This is a genomic window from Bradymonas sediminis (assembly GCF_003258315.1).
Lineage (GTDB): Bacteria > Myxococcota_A > Bradymonadia > Bradymonadales > Bradymonadaceae > Bradymonas > Bradymonas sediminis.
The window spans coordinates 1,639,930-1,656,850 of sequence record NZ_CP030032.1 but is presented as its reverse complement, the minus strand read 5'-3'; the positions used below and the strand labels follow the sequence as shown (position 1 = coordinate 1,656,850).

Sequence of the window (16,921 nt, the reverse complement as noted above, 5' to 3'; positions counted from 1 at the left end):
TGCCAGGCTCAAGCCCTCGGCGCTCCGCCCACCAGCATCCGGGTCATGGCCGGGGGGTTGGTGATGCCGTGCTCGCGCATCCATGCGTCGGCGCTGGCGACCAGGGCGGCGCCCTGCTCGCCGCCGATGAGTTGGCCGCGGCGGCGGCGCGCGGCGCGCGCGTAGAGTTGCAGGTCTTCGCGCAGCAGGCCGGCCTCGGCGCGCTCGAAACCGTCCAGCGCGCTCGTGACGTCGCCGTTATAGGCGGCCAGCTCGGCGTCAAGCAGGTCAGCAAGCGGATGAGTCCAGGCGTGTGCTTTGGGGTTGCGCAACTTCTTAATATATTTCCGGGCCTCCCGGGCGAGCCCACGCTGATCTGCCGGAGCCTCGGCGATCTGGAGTCCGGCCAACGCGGTGCGCGCCCACAGGTTCAAGACGCTGACCTTGATAATCTCATTTCGAAGCAGCATTGACCGCTTCAGCGGGCCCTGATGCTTCTGGAGCAACGCGCGGGCCTCCGCAGGTTCGCCGGCATATAGGGAGGTGTCCACGGAGCCCTGCAAATACCAAAAATGCTGGATATGATAGCTCTCGCGGGTCCACTCAGCCAGGGCTTTGGCGAGCTCTTCGCGGGCGATATCGGGGGCATCATTGGCGAGGTGTCCGGGATATTGCCAGCTTCGCAGGGCGACCCGGTGATAGGAATCCCCCCGGTCGGTGGCGTGCTCGATCAGGCGCGGAATTTCGCGGGCAAAGGTGCCGAAATCCCCGAGCCAGAGGCCGGGCAAAAACTCGAAAAACTTGAAATATCCGACCTCCCAGGTCACGCCGTGGCAGTTGTCGCGCAGCGCCTTGCCAGCCTGGCGAAAGCGGTCTCGCCCGCTGCGGAACTTGCCGGCGGCGAAGTCACAAAAGCCGAGCATAAACGTGATATAACACGCCACATATTCGGGCTCACTGCTATAAGCGACATAGCCCTTGGCCCGCTCCAGAAGTTCCGCGGCGAAGTCAAGGTCGGCGCTGGCGGCGGCCTCCTGAGCGGCCTGCTGGCAAAGGATTAGCGTGAGATGGTCGGCGGAGCCGGTATCCAGGACGTCATGGATGGCGTGGTAGTGGTAATAGCCGCCGAGCATCGGGTCGATGAGCGCGAGCATCTTGGCGGCGGTCCACAGGACCTCGACGCGCGCGTAGTCTTCGGGCGCCATCGCATCACGGGGGCGCGGTTCGACCTCGAGGCTGCGGCGTCGAAGTCGAAGCCTCAACCACAAAATCGAACTCACCATCGCCGCCTTGGAGGCCGGCGGCTTGATACCGACCCGGCGAAGCACACCTTCGACCACGGCCATGCCGCGGTCGTATTTTCCGACGCGCAGAAGTTGCTCGGCGGCGCGAATTGTCAGCTCACGAGCTTCATCGGGCGCGCTTAATTCGGCCGCCTCACTAAACGCCTCGGCGGCGAGCTCGCCGCGCCCAAGATACCCGTATATCCGGCCAAGTTCGCCGAGTATTTCGGCGCGCTTATCGGGCCAAGGGCGCGCATCGAGCGCCTGCAGATAGAGCTGAGCGGCGTGGTCGAAGGCGAGCGCGTCTTGCGCGCGCCGCGCCGACAGCAAAGAGTAATGGCCGCCCTTCTCGGAGTTGCCCGCCTCCAAAAAATGCATGGCGACGGCTTCCGGGTCGAAATGCCCGCGCTGCTCGAGTTCCACGGCGAGTTGGCCGTGGTAGCCGACGCGCGCGCCGTCATCGAGGCGGGCCAGCAACGTCTCGCCCACGCGCGCGTGGTACGGCTCAAGCCACTCGTAATCGCGCGTGGATTTTCCACGCACCAGGTGCTCGCTTCGCAGCAGCGCGAGCGCGGATTGCTCGTCCTCGCCAAGCTTTGCCACGGAGCGCACCACCCGGCGGTCCACCGGCTGCCCCGCGACCGAGAGCACCTCGAGGAGGCGTCGCGCGGGCGCCGGCAATTTCGCAACACGCCGGTAGATCATATCGCCCAGCGTGCTGATACCCGAGTCCGGGCCGCTGTCGTGGGCCATGGAGTAGCGCGCCAACTCATCGATAAAGAATGGGTTTCCGCGCGCCTCGCGCGCGATGGAGCGCGCGCGTTCAGCGTCGGTCCTGGACGAGGTGCGGGCCTGAGACTGCGGGGGCGCGCCGCTGAAGACGCGCTCGACCAACTCCAATGATTCCTCGTCGCTGAGCTCCCCCAGGTGCATATCCAGGCGCAGAATATCGTCGCCGAGGGTGTCTAGGACAGGCAAAAACGCGGCTAAAAACGGACTGCTCTCAACGTCCTCGCTTCGCCAGGTCGACATCAGAAAAATCGGCGGCGGGTTCGGCGGGCCGAGCAATTCCTTCAGGAGCATCGCGCTATCCTCGTCGCCCCACTGCACGTCGTCGATATAGAGGATGAGGCTGTGCTTTCGTGCCAGACCGTCGAGCAAGCCGCGCAGTCCGCGAAACGCCTGCTCCCGCAATAATTGAGCGTCGACCCGCGACGGATCGATCGTCCCGGATTTGGCGTTCTCCAGCTCAACGAGCTCACGAAGGCCCGGGGCGCGCTCCAAAACCGGGAAGAGATGCGTCAGCGCCCCGACGTCCTCGCCCACCCAATCGGCGAGCTCGTCGGCGCAAAACTGATGCAGATAGGTGCTCAACTCGTCCATTAAACTGTCGACGGCCTTAAAGGGCATCGACTCGTTCGCGTAGCATCGCCCCTGCAGCACCACCGGCGTCATATCATCGGTGAGCGAAGAGACCGCTTCAGCCTCGCCCATATGTTGATGAAAGGAGTCGACAAAGCGCCGGGCCAGGGTCGTCTTCCCCATGCCCGAAGCGCCCTGGATATTGACCACCGCCAGGCGGTTGGCGTAGGTGCAATCACGATAGGTGCGACGCAACTTTTGTAGATGCTTGGCGCGACCGACGAAGTGCACGGCGCGCGAACTCTTGGCGATGGCCGGGGCGTCGAGTTTGGGCAACGACACCGAGACGCCTGCCCAGGTCGACACATCTTCGCCCATATCGGAGTGCGCCGATTCGGCGGCAGCGACGCTCTGCTGCAGGCGCTCAAGGGTCGCCAGAATCTGCGCCGCGCCGGGTCGACCGGACGGGTCGATGCTGAGCAGTTCCATGCACAATTCGCCCAGCGCCGGCGGCGTAGCCGGGGCGAGGTCGAAGATCGATTCGGGGATAACCGACTGCTTGCGCAGGAGAGTCTGCAGATGAGTTCTGCCCTCAATCGGCGCGACGCCGCCGCTCAGCGCTTCGTAGAGCATGACGCCCACCGAATACCAATCCGTCGCGGCGTCCAGGCCCTCGCCCATCGCCTGCTCCGGGGCCATATAGCGCGGCGTGCCGGCGAAGGTCGCTTTGGTCGGGTCGCTCTGGCGCTCCAGGGCCTGCAAGGGGCTTTCGGCCGGCCCCATATCTGCCACCATGCCGAAGTCGAGCAATACCACCCGCCCCTGCCGGTCAACCAGCACGTTGGAGGGCTTTATGTCGCGGTGCATCTTCCCGTAGTCATGCAGCGCCCGCACGCCCCAGGTGAGTTGGCGCAACGCCTCGAGCAAGCGCGGCATATCGGCGCTAAACTCGCCGGCATCGCGCGTAAACGCACCGCTTAACCGCGCATCGGTCGTCGCGTCGATGTCGGGAAAGCTCGCGCTCTGCGCGATCAGGCTGGCGCTGTCGCCCTCAAGGGTGATGTCCAGGCTCTTACTGGCCAGGGCTGGCTTGCACTCCGACTGGAGCCGCAGCGACTCGACACTTCCCTCGGTTGTGGGGTCCGAATCACGAAGCCCCGTGTCCGGGGTGAGCAGGCGACTTCCGAGATTCGGGGTGCGCCGAATCCAACTTAGGAAATCAACGCCATCGACCAATTCCATGGTGAAATACCAGAGGGAATCTTCCTGAATCAGCTCGTATAGCGTGGCGAGGTTGGGGTGGGCGATGTCGGCCAGGGAGCGAAACTCGCGCTTAAAACGGTAGAGCGAGCGCGCATTGGTATGGTGCAGCGTCTTGAGCGCGACCTGAGCGCCCAGGTCGCGGTCAAAGGCTCGATATACAACACCAAAACCACCCTGCCCAAGCGTTGAGCGGATCTCAAAGCGCTTCGAGTCAAGCGGGGAGCTTGCGGATTTGAAGGTGATTGCCATCGACATAGTGATTTCTGTTGAACCGCAATGAAGCGATCTTTTAAATGGTGACTGCACGCGGGCGTGCAGCATAGAGCGATGGCGCTCGTATTAAAAGCAAGAAGACCATCTAAATTCGATTATAACGCGAGGTCAGCGCGCAATTCAGTGGCCAGCGCGACAAACTCATCAAAGGAGACTCGCTCCGGGCGAACACGCAGGTCCAAGCCGACCGCTTCGATCGCTTCCTTGAGGCGAGGCTTCGGGATGCCGGTCGAATTAAGCGCGTTGGGCAGGGTCTTTCGGCGAGTCTGAAAAGACTGTCGAACCAACGTCTTAAAGGCCTTTCGAAGCTCGGGGTCGGGGATTCGGGTGCCTGCGATGGGCTGAAAACGCACCACCGCGCTATGCACGCGCGGCGGCGGGCGAAACGCGCCGGGCGGCAGGGTCATCACGATTTCGGAATCCGCGTAGAGCTGGCTCATAAGGGCGAGCACGCCGTACTCGTTGTCGCCACAGCCCGCGACAAAACGCAGCGCGACCTCGCGCTGGAACATCAACGCCAGCGAGTCGAAGCGCTCCATCACATCGGCGAGGCGAAAGAAGACCTCGGTGGCGACGTTATAGGGAAGGTTTGCGGCGCATTTCCACTTCGCAAGGGGCGCGTCCCCCGGGGAATCGGCCACGAATTTGGCGTCGTAATCCGCCAATATCTCGGCGAGGTTCTGCGCGAGGATATCGCCTTCGATAAGGTCGAAGCCGGGGTGCGGCGCCAGAACTTCGCCCAAGAAGGCGACGAGGTCACGGTCCAACTCCACGGCCAACACATTCGCGCCGAGCCCGAGGATGGTCGTGCTGAGGGTGCCCGGGCCGGGGCCAATCTCGAGGACGCGGTCGCCCTCGACGATATTTGCGGCCGCGGCGATGCCCCCCAGAATATTGGGGTCAACCAGAAAGTGCTGGCCGAAGCGTTTTTTAGCTTGTCGTTCGTAGCGGCGAACTAGCTCACCGGCCGTTTGAAGTGGCTCCAAAATAGATTCCGCGCGTTAAAAGAAACGAGAATAAACGAGGTGCAACGAGTGCTCCTGCTGCCGGCCGACAATTAGTCGGCGCGCCGGGTGATTGCAAGATGAATGGCGCTCGCGGCGCGCTCATCGCCCCCCATGATAGGAAAGATGCACAAATTTGGACAAGGCGGTCGCCGGGCTTTTGTACTGCGCATAAATACGGTAGAAGCGCGGTGCATATTTTGCCGAAGTAGATGGTGTTTAGATCTTAAGATAATTGCTTTTCGACCCGGCCGGCTTTCTCGGCCCTGCCCCTTTGATGACTATGGTTTATAGCCGGCTTCGCGATCTTCTATTTCCACTCCTGGGCGCTGCGTGCCTGCTGAGCAGCGGTTGCCTCACCACGATCGACGGTGCGTGCACGAGCATCGCCGAGTCCCACTGCGCCAATTGTTACGCCTGCGCGGCCGACGTCGACGGCGTCAGCGGCGCTGAGTTATGCAATATCCCGGCGAATAAAGGGGACTCTCAGGCGGCGTGCGAGAGCGTGTTAAACGACCGCTGCAGCGACCAGGCCCGCTCGATTCGCGACCCCTTCGACGCCCTGGATAAATGTGACAACGCGATTGGCGACGATACCTGCGGCGAACTCGTCGAGCGCCACGCGCTGGACCAACCCGGCGCGCCGCTGACCTGCCAGAAGTTCATCTGACGCATCCGTCCCGCAATCATCGCGGGACGAAGCAGGCCAAGGCTCTTCTAGGCCGTGACCCGGTTGGCATTGTCCAAAAATAACGCCTTCGCGTTGCCGTAGACCATCTTCTCGATGCTCTCGGCGTCTACGCCTAAATCCTGCAGGGCGACGATCGTCTTGGGGACGCCCAGGATATCGGCGCCCCCGGCGCGAAGCGCGCTATTGAGCACGATGCCCTCGGCGCTCCCGAGCGTCTGAATCAGGTCGGCCAGCACCCGCGCGGACGCTCGGGGTTTAAGGTTCGACGTCCCGACGCTCACCCCGGCCACAAAGCCCTCGCGCACCACCGCCTCGATAAGACGGTCATCGAGCCGATTCATCATCACGCGCCCGGGCGCCATGCCCAACTTCTCGACCCGCTGCATCATCTTAAAGGTCATATTCACCCGAAGCCCCTCGGGCGGGGTGCAGATCATCGGCAACCCGGCGACGCGCCTTTTTTGGCCCGAGCGGGGCGAGCCGAGGTCGCGGGCGATCTTAACCTGACGCTCAAATAAGGCCCATTGACGCGCGTCATCCGCCCACGCCCCGACCTCGCCAAGCGCGACCACCTCGGGGCGCTTCAATAGCGCGGGCAGCGCGCGCCAGACCTCGAAATGCGAGCGCCGGGGGACCGCGCTCGGCAGCACGCCCAGGGCGACATAGGGTTTGAGCCCACAGCCAATCAGGCGCGCGCGCTCCTCGCCCAGCAACGCCTCGAAATACCCGAGAAGGTCTTCGGCGCGCTCAAATTTTCGCGGCGCGTGCGCGCAGGTGATCACGCACTCGGTCTCGAAATAATGCAGATTCTGAAGGTCTGCGTTCGAGCAAATATCGCTGCGCATCTGGGCGTCAAAGATCTTCAAAAATCACTCCCAATCGTCGGCGTTAATGGCACTAAAATCCGGCCCGGGCGGCGAGGCGTGCCGGAACTCTCCGGATTTACCGCCGGTCTTCTTGGCCAGATGCACCGCGCCGATGCTCATCGATTTATCCATCGCCTTGCACATATCGTAGATCGTCAGCGCGGCCATGCTCACCGCGGTGAGCGCTTCCATCTCGACACCGGTCTTTGCGCTGCAGCGCGCCACCGCCTCAATGGCGATGCCGCCGGCCTCGGGCATCGCGCGAAATCGCACCCCGACTTTGTCGATCGGCACCGCGTGACACATGGGGATTAACTCCCAGGTTCGCTTGGCCCCCATGATCCCGGCGATTCGAGCGACTTGCAACACCTCTCCCTTCACTATACGACGTTGAGAGACCGCTTTTAGCGTCTCCTCATTCATCGAAATGAACCCACGCGCGATCGCCTCGCGCGCGGTGGTATCCTTGGCCCCAACGTCGACCATATTGGCTTTGCCAGACTTATCTATATGACTAAACTCACTCATCGTATCGCGACCTATCTTCGGGAAAAGCTCCACACCGAGCGGAGCACGAATCGGGAAATCCTATGTAGTCGGGAGTGGCCTATGTCCGCAATCACCCCTCGGAAAACTTCGCACCTGCTGCTGGTCAGCGCGCTGGCGACCGGGGCGCTTGGGCTCGGCCTGAGCGGATGTTCCTCCCAATCGCCCGCTCAGGTTTCGAAGGACTCCACGGACTCCGAGAAGTCGATTGAGCCGACCTCGAAGACGCGCCCCACGCCGCCGCCGGTGGAGCCGAAGCTCAGCGCGGAGGCCGAGAAATATCTCGAAGATGCGCGCGCCGAGCTCGATGCCAAGGAATTCAGCGCCGCGCGGGCGATGATTGAGCTGTCGGCCACGCAAGACGCCGCCGGCCAGCCCGTCTTCCATAGCAAGGCCCGAGCGCTGCTGGCCGAATTGGAGCGCGCGGTCGCCGACAAGGCCGTGGAAGACGGCGACCTTCAGAAAGCCTACGAGCACCGACGCTTGGCCGCCGAGGCCGAGCCGGCGCCGGCGCTTGGCTCCAAGGACCTGGTGCAAGCCATTCTTGTCGGCCAGCAAATCGGGGTGATGGCCGAGGAATTGGCGCCGATGGCAAGCCAGGCGGTCGACTTACAGACCAGCAACGCCGAGGCTCAAACGCTGGCCGCCCAGCTCTGGGACGACGCCGCCGAACCCGCCCGCGCCCTGCCCTATTATCAGTGGTTATATAAGGTGTCGCCCGACAATATTACGGCGAGCACACGCCTGGCGACGATCCTTTTGGAGGAGCAGAAAATCCAGGACGCCCGCCGACTTTTCGAAGAAATCTACCAGGCCCACCCCGACCATATCATCGCGGGCATCCAACTCGCCGATATCTACGCGACCCTCGGCACCCATGATCGCGCGAACGCGGTCTACGAGGAATTGCTGGCCGCTCAACCCGAGAGTTCGGGCATCCTGATGCGCTACGCGCGCTATCTGGAAGGACGCGGCGAGCACGAGCGCGCGGCCGCGATGAAGGCGCGCGCTCAGGCGAATATGCCGGGAATTAAGAAGAAGAAGATGCGTAAATTGCGCTGAGCTTGGGCGGGGAATTTCGGGTCAGATCTTTTTAAGCGCCGTGAGCACTTCGCCCGCCGATTGGTAGCGCTGGTCCGGATTCTTAACCAATAACTTTAAGATAATTTGCTCAAGCTCCGGGCTGATCGCCGCGTTGAGCGAGCGCGGCTTGGGCGGCTCGGTGTGCAGGTGATGATAGCTCAAGTCCCCCTTATAAAACGGGACTTTACCGGTGGCGCACTCAAAGACGGTGCAGCCGAGGCTGTAGAGGTCGCTGCGGAAATCGAGGTCTTTGCCGATGATCTGCTCCGGCGACATATAGAACGGCGTGCCCACCTGCTGGGTGTGATTGTTCTGGTATTCGCGCAAAAATTTGGCCAGGCCGAAGTCCATGATCTTCAGCGCCTTATCGACGGTGAGCATGACGTTGCCGCTCTTGATGTCGCGGTGGACGACCCCCTTGGAATGCGCGTACTCGAGGGCCTGGCAGCAATAATCAAGCACATAGCGCACCTGCTTTTCGGCCAGCGCGCCCTTTCGCTGCACGAGCTGCTTCAGGGTGGTGCCTTCGACGAATTCCATCGCCATATAATACTCGCCCTCTTGCTCACCGGCGTCGTAGATGGTGACGATATTGGAGTGCGAGAGCGCGGCGGCGGCGCGGGCTTCGCGCAGAAAATACTTCACCGCGACCTGATTATCCTTGAGGTTTTCGCCCAGAATCTTAAACGCGACGATGCGGCCAAGGACGGTGTCGCGCGCCTTGTAGACAATGCCCATGCCGCCGCGCGCGACCTCGTCGATGATCTCGTAGCGACTCTGCAGCGCGCCGTCGCCGTCGCCGCTGCCCACGAAGAGCCCACTTGCGGTCGCGTTGACCATGCTCCCGCGGCGAAGACGCTTGCGAATGCCGTTGAGGCGCGCGACGGCGTCCTCGAAATTCGGGTCCACCTCGACAATCTTATTATAATGCTCCATCGCTCCGCTGAGGTCTTTTTCCTCCTCCAGGGCGTGGGCCATCTTATACACAAGGGGCAGCGTCGCGGCGTCGACCTCACGCTGCCCAAGGGCGGACTTGTAGCGACTAAACGCGCGCTCGTAGCGCCCCTGGGCCTGGTAAATATCGCCGGCCAATTCCAGGGCGCGCAGGTAAATCGGGTTGGCGGAGTCGATCTTGGCCAGGACCTCAAGGGCTTCGACGAAGCGACGATGCTCGAAGAGCAAGCGGCCAGCGCGGAAATAATCGCCCTGCTGGATGCGCAGTCGAATCTCGGACTCGACGTCCCCGGCGCGCCGATACGCGTCGGCGGCCCGCGAGGTTAGACCGGCGAGTTCGGCGCAGCGCGCCTCAAGCCCGTGTTGCTCAACTTTTTGGTAGAGGTCGGCGGCGCGCACATGCTCGCCGAGCGTCTCAAAGAGCGCCGCGGCCTGCTCGAACTCCCCAATGCCCTCGAAAATATCGGCGGCGCGCTCGACCTCGCCGGCCTGGGCGAGCATCTCGGCGGCGGCCCTTCGGTCGCCGCCCTTGAGCGCGGCCTCGGCGCGCATCTTCGCCGCCCGCTCGAGGTCGCCGCTCTCCTCCAACGCCTCGGCCGCCTTGAGGGACTGTCCGGCCTCGAGGAACCAATCGGCGGCGCGGGCAAAGTCGCGGTTGGCGCGCAGGCATTCAGCGCCCTCCGCCAATAGTCCGGCGCGATAATAGATATCGGCCGCCAAATCAGCTTGCCCGGCTTCTTGCCAAAGCTCGCCAGCGCGCCGAGCGGCCTCAATAAGCTTCGGGTCCGCGCCCCCCGTGGCGTCGGGGGCATCGTCCCAATGAGCCTCAAAATAGGCGGCGTAGCATTCTGCGGCTTTAAGTGGCTCGTCGCATTGTTCGTAATTAATGGCGGCGCTTCGGAATTGCCGGACCTTCTCGTAATTCTCAGCGGCGCGCTGCGGGTCCTTGGACGCCTCGTATTGGGCCGCCGCGGCCGCATAATTCTTCGCCTGAAGAAATTCTGCCGCCGCCGCGCGATGCTCACCGCTCTCGACATAGAGGCGGGCGGTCATCTCAAAATCCCCGGCCCGCTTATAATAGTGAATTGCCTTTTGGGTATCGCCCTGCACCTGAAAGCTTCGGGCGGCTTTCTCGAAGGCATCGGCGTCGGCATAGGCGTCGGCGGCCTCCCGGTGCATTCCGGCGTGCGCCAGAATATCGCCGGCGACCTCATAGTCGCCGCGAGCCAGGGCCTTTTTGACCCGCGCGCGAGTGGCGCGCGCGAGTGAGTCGATGGGCTCGACCCTTTTGGGAGAGGCGGTGGCGGCTCTGGCCCGATAGATCTTGACCGCGAAATAGCCGACCAACACGACAGCAGCCAGGACCATAAATCCAATGAGAACATTGGAGACGATGTCCCAGCCGCCGCCTTGCTTGGCGCCGGCCGCGATGTCGATGCCCGTGCCTGCCTGAAGCAGGACCGGGATCTGACTTAAAATCGTTTCACTCTTGAAGATCATATGCGGACCGAAGAACTCGGTAACCTCAGAAACTTCCGTTAATACCGAGCCAAGCACTCTTGGAATCACCCGCGGCGTCCAGGCCCCAGACGATGGTGGGGCCAGCATCCGCCTCATCCGCGCTCAGATAATGATAGGTCACCAGACCCGCGCCGACCGCGGTCAACACACCACCGGCGATCGCGGTGATATTGCCGACCTTATAATTATTGGTGGCGGAGTCTTTGAGGTCCTGAAGGTCCTCGCGCGACGCGTCGGGGGCGCGCTTATTATAGGTATTCACGTCGTCCTCAGCCGTCGAAGCCAGGGCGTAAAAGACGCCGCTGGTGGCCAGCGTCGCCACGCCCAGCCCGAGGGTGGTCCACCCGTAGATATCAAGGCGAAGCCCGTCGGATTCCTCGACCGGCTCGGTCTCGAAATTCGCCGCCGACACGTCCGAGAGCATCTGACGCGTCAGGGTCACCGACACCTGCTGCTCTTGGCCGGCCACGACCTTGACCGCCTCGGTATAGCTCTCGAAGCCGTCTTTTTCGATGCGCAGGCTATATTTGCCCGGGGTGAGCTCGACGGTCGCGGGGGTCAGCGTCTCAAGCGGCGCGATTTCGTCGTCGACGAAGACCTGGGCGCCGGCCGGCTCACTGGCGACCGTGACCTGGACCGTCGCGCTCTTCTCCAGCTTGGTGATCTCGCGCTGAAGCTCGGCGCTGGTCGGGTCATCGGGCAGCAGACGCACGAATTCTTTATAGTGGCCGATCGCCTCGTCGGTCTTCCCCATCTTCTCGGCCGTCTTCCCCATGCGCACCAGGATCGCCGGGTCCGGGTAAAGCGCGTAGGCCTCGCTATATTTAGCGGCCGCCGTCGTATAATCCTCGGCATCGTAGGCGGTGTTCGCCTCGCGAATTAGCGCCAGAACCTGCTTGGCGACTTCCTCGTCGCTCGAGGTCGACCCGGCCTTTGGCGCCGGCTGCTGAGCCTGCGCGGCCGAGGACCAGCCGAGCGTCGCGCCGCCGATCCCAACCGAAATAATCAAGGGGGCCGCGAGGGCGCTGACTTTCAAAATCTCATTCCGCCAATTCATATTTCGCATGGTATAATACCTCTAAAATAAATGGGTGCGCTTTAGCTAAGCATCGGTGGCCGGCGGCCTGCATCGTCCACTCGTAAATATCGCCGGCATCGGGCGTATCCTACGCCATGACTCCACATCACGGCAAACGAAACCACACAACTATTATTGGGCACTTGATGTAGGCGGCGAATTTCGCGCCAAAACACAAAAAGCCCGAAGAATTCGAGGAATTCTTCGGGCTCTTAGATTCTCACGCCATAAAACCCGACCGCTCAGGGCTGAGCGACCTGATCGGCGGGCGCCGGCGTCTGGGCCTCGACCTGGGTGATTCCGCACCCGGTGCGCGGCAATAGGAAGAAGAACACCAGAATAAAGGTCACCAAGATGATCTCGGTGGGGTTCTCACTCCACCAATCCCACCAAACGGGCTCTTTGTCGGCGCCGAGATGGTCCTTGGCCAGATCACTATTTTTATCCATCGACTTCTCCTGGCTTCATGCGCCCCGATTTTAAGGCGCGCTTCATTATATACAGGGGCGCCGGGTGGCGATAAAACACCGCGGCGCGCATTCATTTGGTAGTACGGGCCTCTATTTTCGGGGTCCCTGCCACAACGCAGCGACCACGACGCCCGGGTTACGCGCCCCGAATTAGCATCGTTGGGGCCGCCGGGCAAGCCAAACGCGGCGTCGACACATCTTGCCCGACTATTGGCGCGCATGCTAATCGTCCCCAGTCTCCCCGGAGTGGCAAAAAACCGCGGGGAACACCAATCGAATCGTATCGTATTTCATGCATAAAGGATGAGGATAATGGCTGAGCATATTTATATCGAAGATATCGCCGAGCATGTCGATGAGACCATCAAGATCAAGGGTTGGCTCTATAATAGCCGCTCGAGCGGGAAGCTGCACTTCCTGGAGCTGCGCGACGGCACCGGCTTTATGCAGGCCGTGATGTTCAAGGGCGACGTGAGCCCCGAGCTCTTCGACACCACCGGGCACCTTCGCCAGGAGACCAGCGTCGTGGTCACCGGCAAAGTGCGCGCCGACGAGCGCGCCCCGTTTATCCCGTTTGAGATGGGCATCGAGGACCTTGAGGTCATCGCTGAGCCGGTCGGCGATTATCCGATCACCCACAAAGAGCATGGCGTCGCCTACCTGATGGAGAACCGCCACCTCTGGCTGCGCACCCCGCGCCAGGTCGCGATTATGAAGGTTCGCCACGAGATCATCAGCGCGATCCGCGGCTTCTTCGACGACAATAAATTCCGCCTGGTCGACTCCCCGATCTTCACGCCCGCGGCGGCCGAGGGCACCACGGACCTGTTCGAGACCCAGTATTTCAGCCAGAAAGCCTACCTGGCCCAGACCGGCCAACTCTATATGGAAGCGGCGGCGGCGGCCTTCGGCAAGGTCTATTGCTTCGGCCCGACCTTCCGCGCCGAGAAGTCCAAGACCCGCCGTCACCTGACCGAGTTCTGGATGGTCGAGCCCGAAGTTGCCTTCATGGAGCTCGAAGAAAATATGGATCTCGCCGAGAAATTCGTGCGCGCCATCGTCGAGCGCGTGCTGACCAATTGCGCCAAAGAGCTCGAGATCCTGGAGCGCGACACCACGCTGCTCGAGAAGATCGCCGACCCCGAGCCCTTCCCGCGCATCAGCTACGATGAGGCCGTCGAGATCATCCGCGCCAACGGCGGCGAGATCGAAGACGAGGCCGACTTCGGCGCCCCGCACGAGACCATGCTCGGCGAGCATTTCGAGCGCCCCGTCCTTGTCCACCGCTACCCGCTGGAGATCAAGGCGTTCTATATGCGCAAAGACCCCAACGACGAGACCCGCGCCCTCTGCGTCGACATGATCGCCCCGGAAGGCTTCGGCGAGATCATCGGCGGCGGCGAGCGTGAGTATGACGTCGAGAAGTTGGAGGAGGCTATTAAGGCGCATAACCTGCCGATGGAGGCCTTCGAGTGGTACCTCGACGTGCGCCGCTACGGCTCGGTCCCCCACGCCGGCTTCGGCCTGGGTCTGGAGCGCACCGTCGCCTGGATCTGCGGGCTGCACCACGTGCGCGAGACCATTCCCTTCGCGCGTATGATGGACAAGTTGACGCCCTAATCCACCGCTGAGCATCGGCGCATATTCTTTCGGCTCCTCTCAGAATGTGATGACCCCGTAAGCGACCATAACGTGAGCGACGAACACAAATCTGAAGATGAGCCGCTCGAGGTGCATGACACCTCGAAGGATGCGTCTGTGCGCGCGACGGTCGAGCTGCCGAGGGTTATCCTCGGCAGCAGCGACGGCGCCCGACAGGCCCCCAAGGAGCGTGTGCTCCCCGGGCTTATCGACCCGCGATGGACGAGCTATTCGGCGTATATTGCGTGCATCTTGGGCGCGGGCATCAGCGCCAACTTCGCCATTGACGCCGGCGAATGGGCGGTCGGGCCGGTGATTATCGGCTGGACGATGCTCTACGTTTGGGAGTGGATCTACAGCCTCGCCTACCAATACCGCCGCCCCTTCATGAAATACAGCGCCCTGCTGATGGTCGTGGCGCTCACGGCGGTGCTGGCGGGCGTTTGCCTGGACCGCGCGCCGGCCCAACAGGTGATCACCGGCGCAAAGTTGGTCGAGCGCGCCCACCTGGCCCGCCTCGAAGGCGCGGCGGCCCTCACCATCCTCAGCGGCCTGCTCATCCTCGTGCACGCCATCGTGCTGGGGCGCGGGTATCGCCGCATTAAGCGGCGTGATACAACCAGCGACCAGTCTTAGCGACCCGGATTCTCCAACTTTTAGCCCCTGCGGATGATGAATTCAATCGACACGATTTTCTGGCTCTTCGCGGGCTTTGCCTTCGTCTTCGGGGCTGTGGTCGGCAGCTTCCTCAATGTCGTCATCTACCGGGTCCCCGCCGGGCTCTCGGTGGTCCACCCGCCGAGTCGCTGCCCGAATTGCGACGCCTCGATTCGCTGGCACGACAATATCCCCATCCTGTCGTGGGCGCTCTTTCTGCGCGGCAAATGCCGCGACTGCGGCGTGCCAATCTCGGGCCAATACGCCATGGTAGAAGCCCTCACCGGCAGCCTTACGCTGGCCCTGTGGTATAAGATTGCGCATAAGCCCTTCGCCTCGATGGAGGCCTTCCAGCAGACCGAACCCATCAGCTATCTGCTGCCCTTCGGGCTCTATTTCGTCTTCATCTGCCTGCTCGTGGTCATCACCTTTGTGGACCTGGAACACCTGCTGATTCCCCACGGATTTACCCTGCCGGGCATCGCGCTGGGCATCGGCGTGCCATTCCTCTTCAACGCGGTCATGCCGCCCGGGAGCCTCGTGGGCTTCTGGCCGCCGGTCACGCCCATGGAGAGCATCATCGGCGCGGTCGCCGGAGGGGTGACGGTCATCGCGATATTCTACGGATATTTTGCCCTGCGGGGCGTGCCCGGGATTGGCGGGGGCGACGTCACGCTGATGGCGCTGGTCGGCGCGTGGCTCGGGTGGCCGTCGCTCGTTTTTGTCTTCTTTGCGGCGAGCATGCAGGGCGTGATCGCGGCCGGCCTGGCGATGCTCTTTGGCGGCGGGTTGCTGCGCGATAGCGCGACGATTTTTGAAGAAGATGAGCTGCCGAGTGATGCGGCGCCCGCTCAAGACGATGCGCTCGCCCAGGGTGATGCTCGCGCCGCCCTGGACAGCGCGGAGGACAAAGACACGGCGGACGAGAGCATCGATGACGAGGTCGAGGCCGGCGCACTGGCGGTGCCCTTCGGGCCATTTATCGCCCTGGCTGCTCTCGAATTCTTCTTCGTCGGCAACCTGCTGCCGTCGGCCTTCTCGATGAGCTATCTCTATAAATACGGGTTCTGGTAATGCGCGAATCCGGCGCCGAACGCAGAGGATTTCCGGGCGGTCTTCGGGCGCAATTGCTCCTGGTTTTATGCCTGCTCATCACCATCGCGGTCGCGCTCGGCAGCGGCGCGGTGATGATCCCCCAGCGCGCCGACCTCGCCCCGCAGGCCGCTCGCCAACTGCTCGCCACCTATATCGCCCTGGAGATGCTGGTCGTCCTGCTGCTGGGCTACGGCTTCTTCACCTTCCTGGTGGTGCGCCCCATCCGCGCCCTGGGCGTGGCGAGCCAGCGCGCCGCCAAGGGAGACCTGGCGTCGCCCATTAAATATCTACCGCGCAATGAATTCGGCACAGTGAGCCGCCAATTCAACACGATGCTCGAGGAGTTGGGCAAGAATCGTGAGAAGCTCGAGCAACGCCTCAAAGAGCTCGACCAGGCCAACCGCCAGCTCCACGAAGCCCAGGACTCGCTCATCCGCTCCGAGAAGCTTGCGAGCGTCGGACAGCTCGCCGCTGGCGTCGCCCACGAGGTCGGCAATCCCCTGGCCGCGATCTCGGGCTACCTCGAGATTCTGAGCGACGAGGACCTCGCCCCCGAGATCCGCCGCGACATCCTGAAGCGCAGTCAACAGAACGTCGACCGCATCCGCGACACCGTCGGAAACCTGCTCAATTATAGCCGCGAAGAGAGCAACGCGAGCGTCGAAGCCGTCGACCTTAGCGCCTGCGTCGACGAAGCAATTCACCTGGTACAGGCGCAGCCAAAGGCGCAGAATACCGCCATCGACACCGCCCTGCCCGCCGCGCTCGTCGCGGTGCGCGCGGTGTCCAGCGAGGTCGTCCAGGTGCTGGTTAATCTTTTGCTAAACGCCATCGACGCGTTAAACCACGCCAACACCGACCGCCCCGCCCAGATCACCCTGAGCGCCGACACGAGTGACCCCGACGCGATCATCCTGCGCGTCGAGGATAACGGCCCCGGCATCCCGCCCGAAAAACTCCAGCGGGTCTTCGACCCCTTCTTCACCACCAAGGACCCGGGCGAAGGCACCGGTCTCGGGCTTGCGATTTGTCTGCGATTGATGCGCCGGGTCGACGGCGATATTCATCTGGAGAGCACGCCCGGCGAGGGGACGGTCTTCTCCCTGGTCTTCACGCGTTTTGAGATGATCGATTAGCCGCTCAGGACGAGCGGCC

The 16,921-nt window shown here is 62.6% G+C and carries 13 protein-coding genes; 6 read left to right on the top strand and 7 right to left on the bottom strand.

Annotation, left to right across the window (positions count from 1 at the left end; all coding sequences use genetic code 11):
* Nucleotides 1-8: 8 nt before the first annotated feature.
* Nucleotides 9-4,142 carry a serine/threonine-protein kinase gene (locus DN745_RS06175; RefSeq protein WP_162687503.1) on the bottom strand — a complete coding sequence of 1,378 codons (4,134 nt, stop codon included), beginning with the start codon at nucleotides 4,140-4,142 and terminating at the stop codon, nucleotides 9-11.
* 113 nt (nucleotides 4,143-4,255) lie between these two features.
* The gene (gene rsmA, locus DN745_RS06170) at nucleotides 4,256-5,146 is read right to left on the bottom strand and encodes a 16S rRNA (adenine(1518)-N(6)/adenine(1519)-N(6))-dimethyltransferase RsmA (RefSeq protein WP_162687502.1); all 891 of its coding nucleotides are present in this window, start codon (nucleotides 5,144-5,146) and stop codon (nucleotides 4,256-4,258) included.
* A 295-nt stretch (nucleotides 5,147-5,441) separates the two neighbouring features.
* Between rsmA and DN745_RS06165 the strand changes: the two genes are divergently transcribed.
* Nucleotides 5,442-5,834 carry a hypothetical protein gene (locus DN745_RS06165; RefSeq protein ID WP_133622058.1) on the top strand — a complete coding sequence of 131 codons (393 nt, stop codon included), beginning with the start codon at nucleotides 5,442-5,444 and terminating at the stop codon, nucleotides 5,832-5,834.
* A gap of 47 nt (nucleotides 5,835-5,881) precedes the next feature.
* Here the strand turns inward: DN745_RS06165 and DN745_RS06160 are convergent, their stop codons facing one another.
* Both DN745_RS06160 and moaC read right to left on the bottom strand, forming a co-directional pair.
* Nucleotides 5,882-6,721, bottom strand: a complete 840-nt coding sequence (locus DN745_RS06160) for a TatD family hydrolase (RefSeq protein WP_111333040.1) — start codon at nucleotides 6,719-6,721, stop codon at nucleotides 5,882-5,884.
* A 3-nt stretch (nucleotides 6,722-6,724) separates the two neighbouring features.
* Nucleotides 6,725-7,249, bottom strand: a complete 525-nt coding sequence (gene moaC / locus DN745_RS06155) for a cyclic pyranopterin monophosphate synthase MoaC (protein ID WP_111333039.1) — start codon at nucleotides 7,247-7,249, stop codon at nucleotides 6,725-6,727.
* An 81-nt stretch (nucleotides 7,250-7,330) separates the two neighbouring features.
* On the opposite strand from moaC, the gene DN745_RS06150 reads away from it, so the two are divergent.
* On the top strand, nucleotides 7,331-8,329 hold the full coding sequence (locus DN745_RS06150; protein WP_111333037.1) for a tetratricopeptide repeat protein: 999 nt from the start codon (nucleotides 7,331-7,333) through the stop codon (nucleotides 8,327-8,329).
* Between the two features lie 21 nt (nucleotides 8,330-8,350).
* On the opposite strand, the gene DN745_RS06145 is transcribed toward DN745_RS06150, so the two are convergent.
* The 3 genes from DN745_RS06145 to DN745_RS06135 form a co-directional block, all read right to left on the bottom strand.
* Nucleotides 8,351-10,804: a protein kinase domain-containing protein gene (locus DN745_RS06145; protein WP_162687501.1), complete on the bottom strand. Its 2,454-nt coding sequence runs from the start codon at nucleotides 10,802-10,804 to the stop codon at nucleotides 8,351-8,353.
* Between the two features lie 25 nt (nucleotides 10,805-10,829).
* Nucleotides 10,830-11,861 (bottom strand): PEGA domain-containing protein, encoded by a 1,032-nt coding sequence (locus tag DN745_RS06140; protein ID WP_162687500.1) that lies wholly within the window; start codon nucleotides 11,859-11,861, stop codon nucleotides 10,830-10,832.
* 284 nt (nucleotides 11,862-12,145) lie between these two features.
* Nucleotides 12,146-12,352, bottom strand: coding sequence for a hypothetical protein (locus DN745_RS06135; protein ID WP_111333033.1), 207 nt, complete (start codon nucleotides 12,350-12,352; stop codon nucleotides 12,146-12,148).
* Between the two features lie 333 nt (nucleotides 12,353-12,685).
* On the opposite strand from DN745_RS06135, the gene asnS reads away from it, so the two are divergent.
* From asnS to DN745_RS06115, 4 genes are all read left to right on the top strand, one after another.
* Nucleotides 12,686-13,993: an asparagine--tRNA ligase gene (gene asnS / locus DN745_RS06130; RefSeq protein WP_111333031.1), complete on the top strand. Its 1,308-nt coding sequence runs from the start codon at nucleotides 12,686-12,688 to the stop codon at nucleotides 13,991-13,993.
* Nucleotides 13,994-14,065: 72 nt separating this feature from the next.
* Nucleotides 14,066-14,650 (top strand): hypothetical protein, encoded by a 585-nt coding sequence (locus DN745_RS06125; protein WP_111333029.1) that lies wholly within the window; start codon nucleotides 14,066-14,068, stop codon nucleotides 14,648-14,650.
* Nucleotides 14,651-14,683: 33 nt separating this feature from the next.
* Nucleotides 14,684-15,745 (top strand): prepilin peptidase, encoded by a 1,062-nt coding sequence (locus DN745_RS06120; protein WP_111333028.1) that lies wholly within the window; start codon nucleotides 14,684-14,686, stop codon nucleotides 15,743-15,745.
* A complete protein-coding gene (locus DN745_RS06115) occupies nucleotides 15,745-16,902 on the top strand; it encodes a sensor histidine kinase (RefSeq protein ID WP_111333026.1) in 1,158 nt (385 codons plus the stop codon). Before DN745_RS06120 ends, DN745_RS06115 begins: the two co-directional genes overlap by 1 nt.
* Nucleotides 16,903-16,921: the final 19 nt, after the last annotated feature.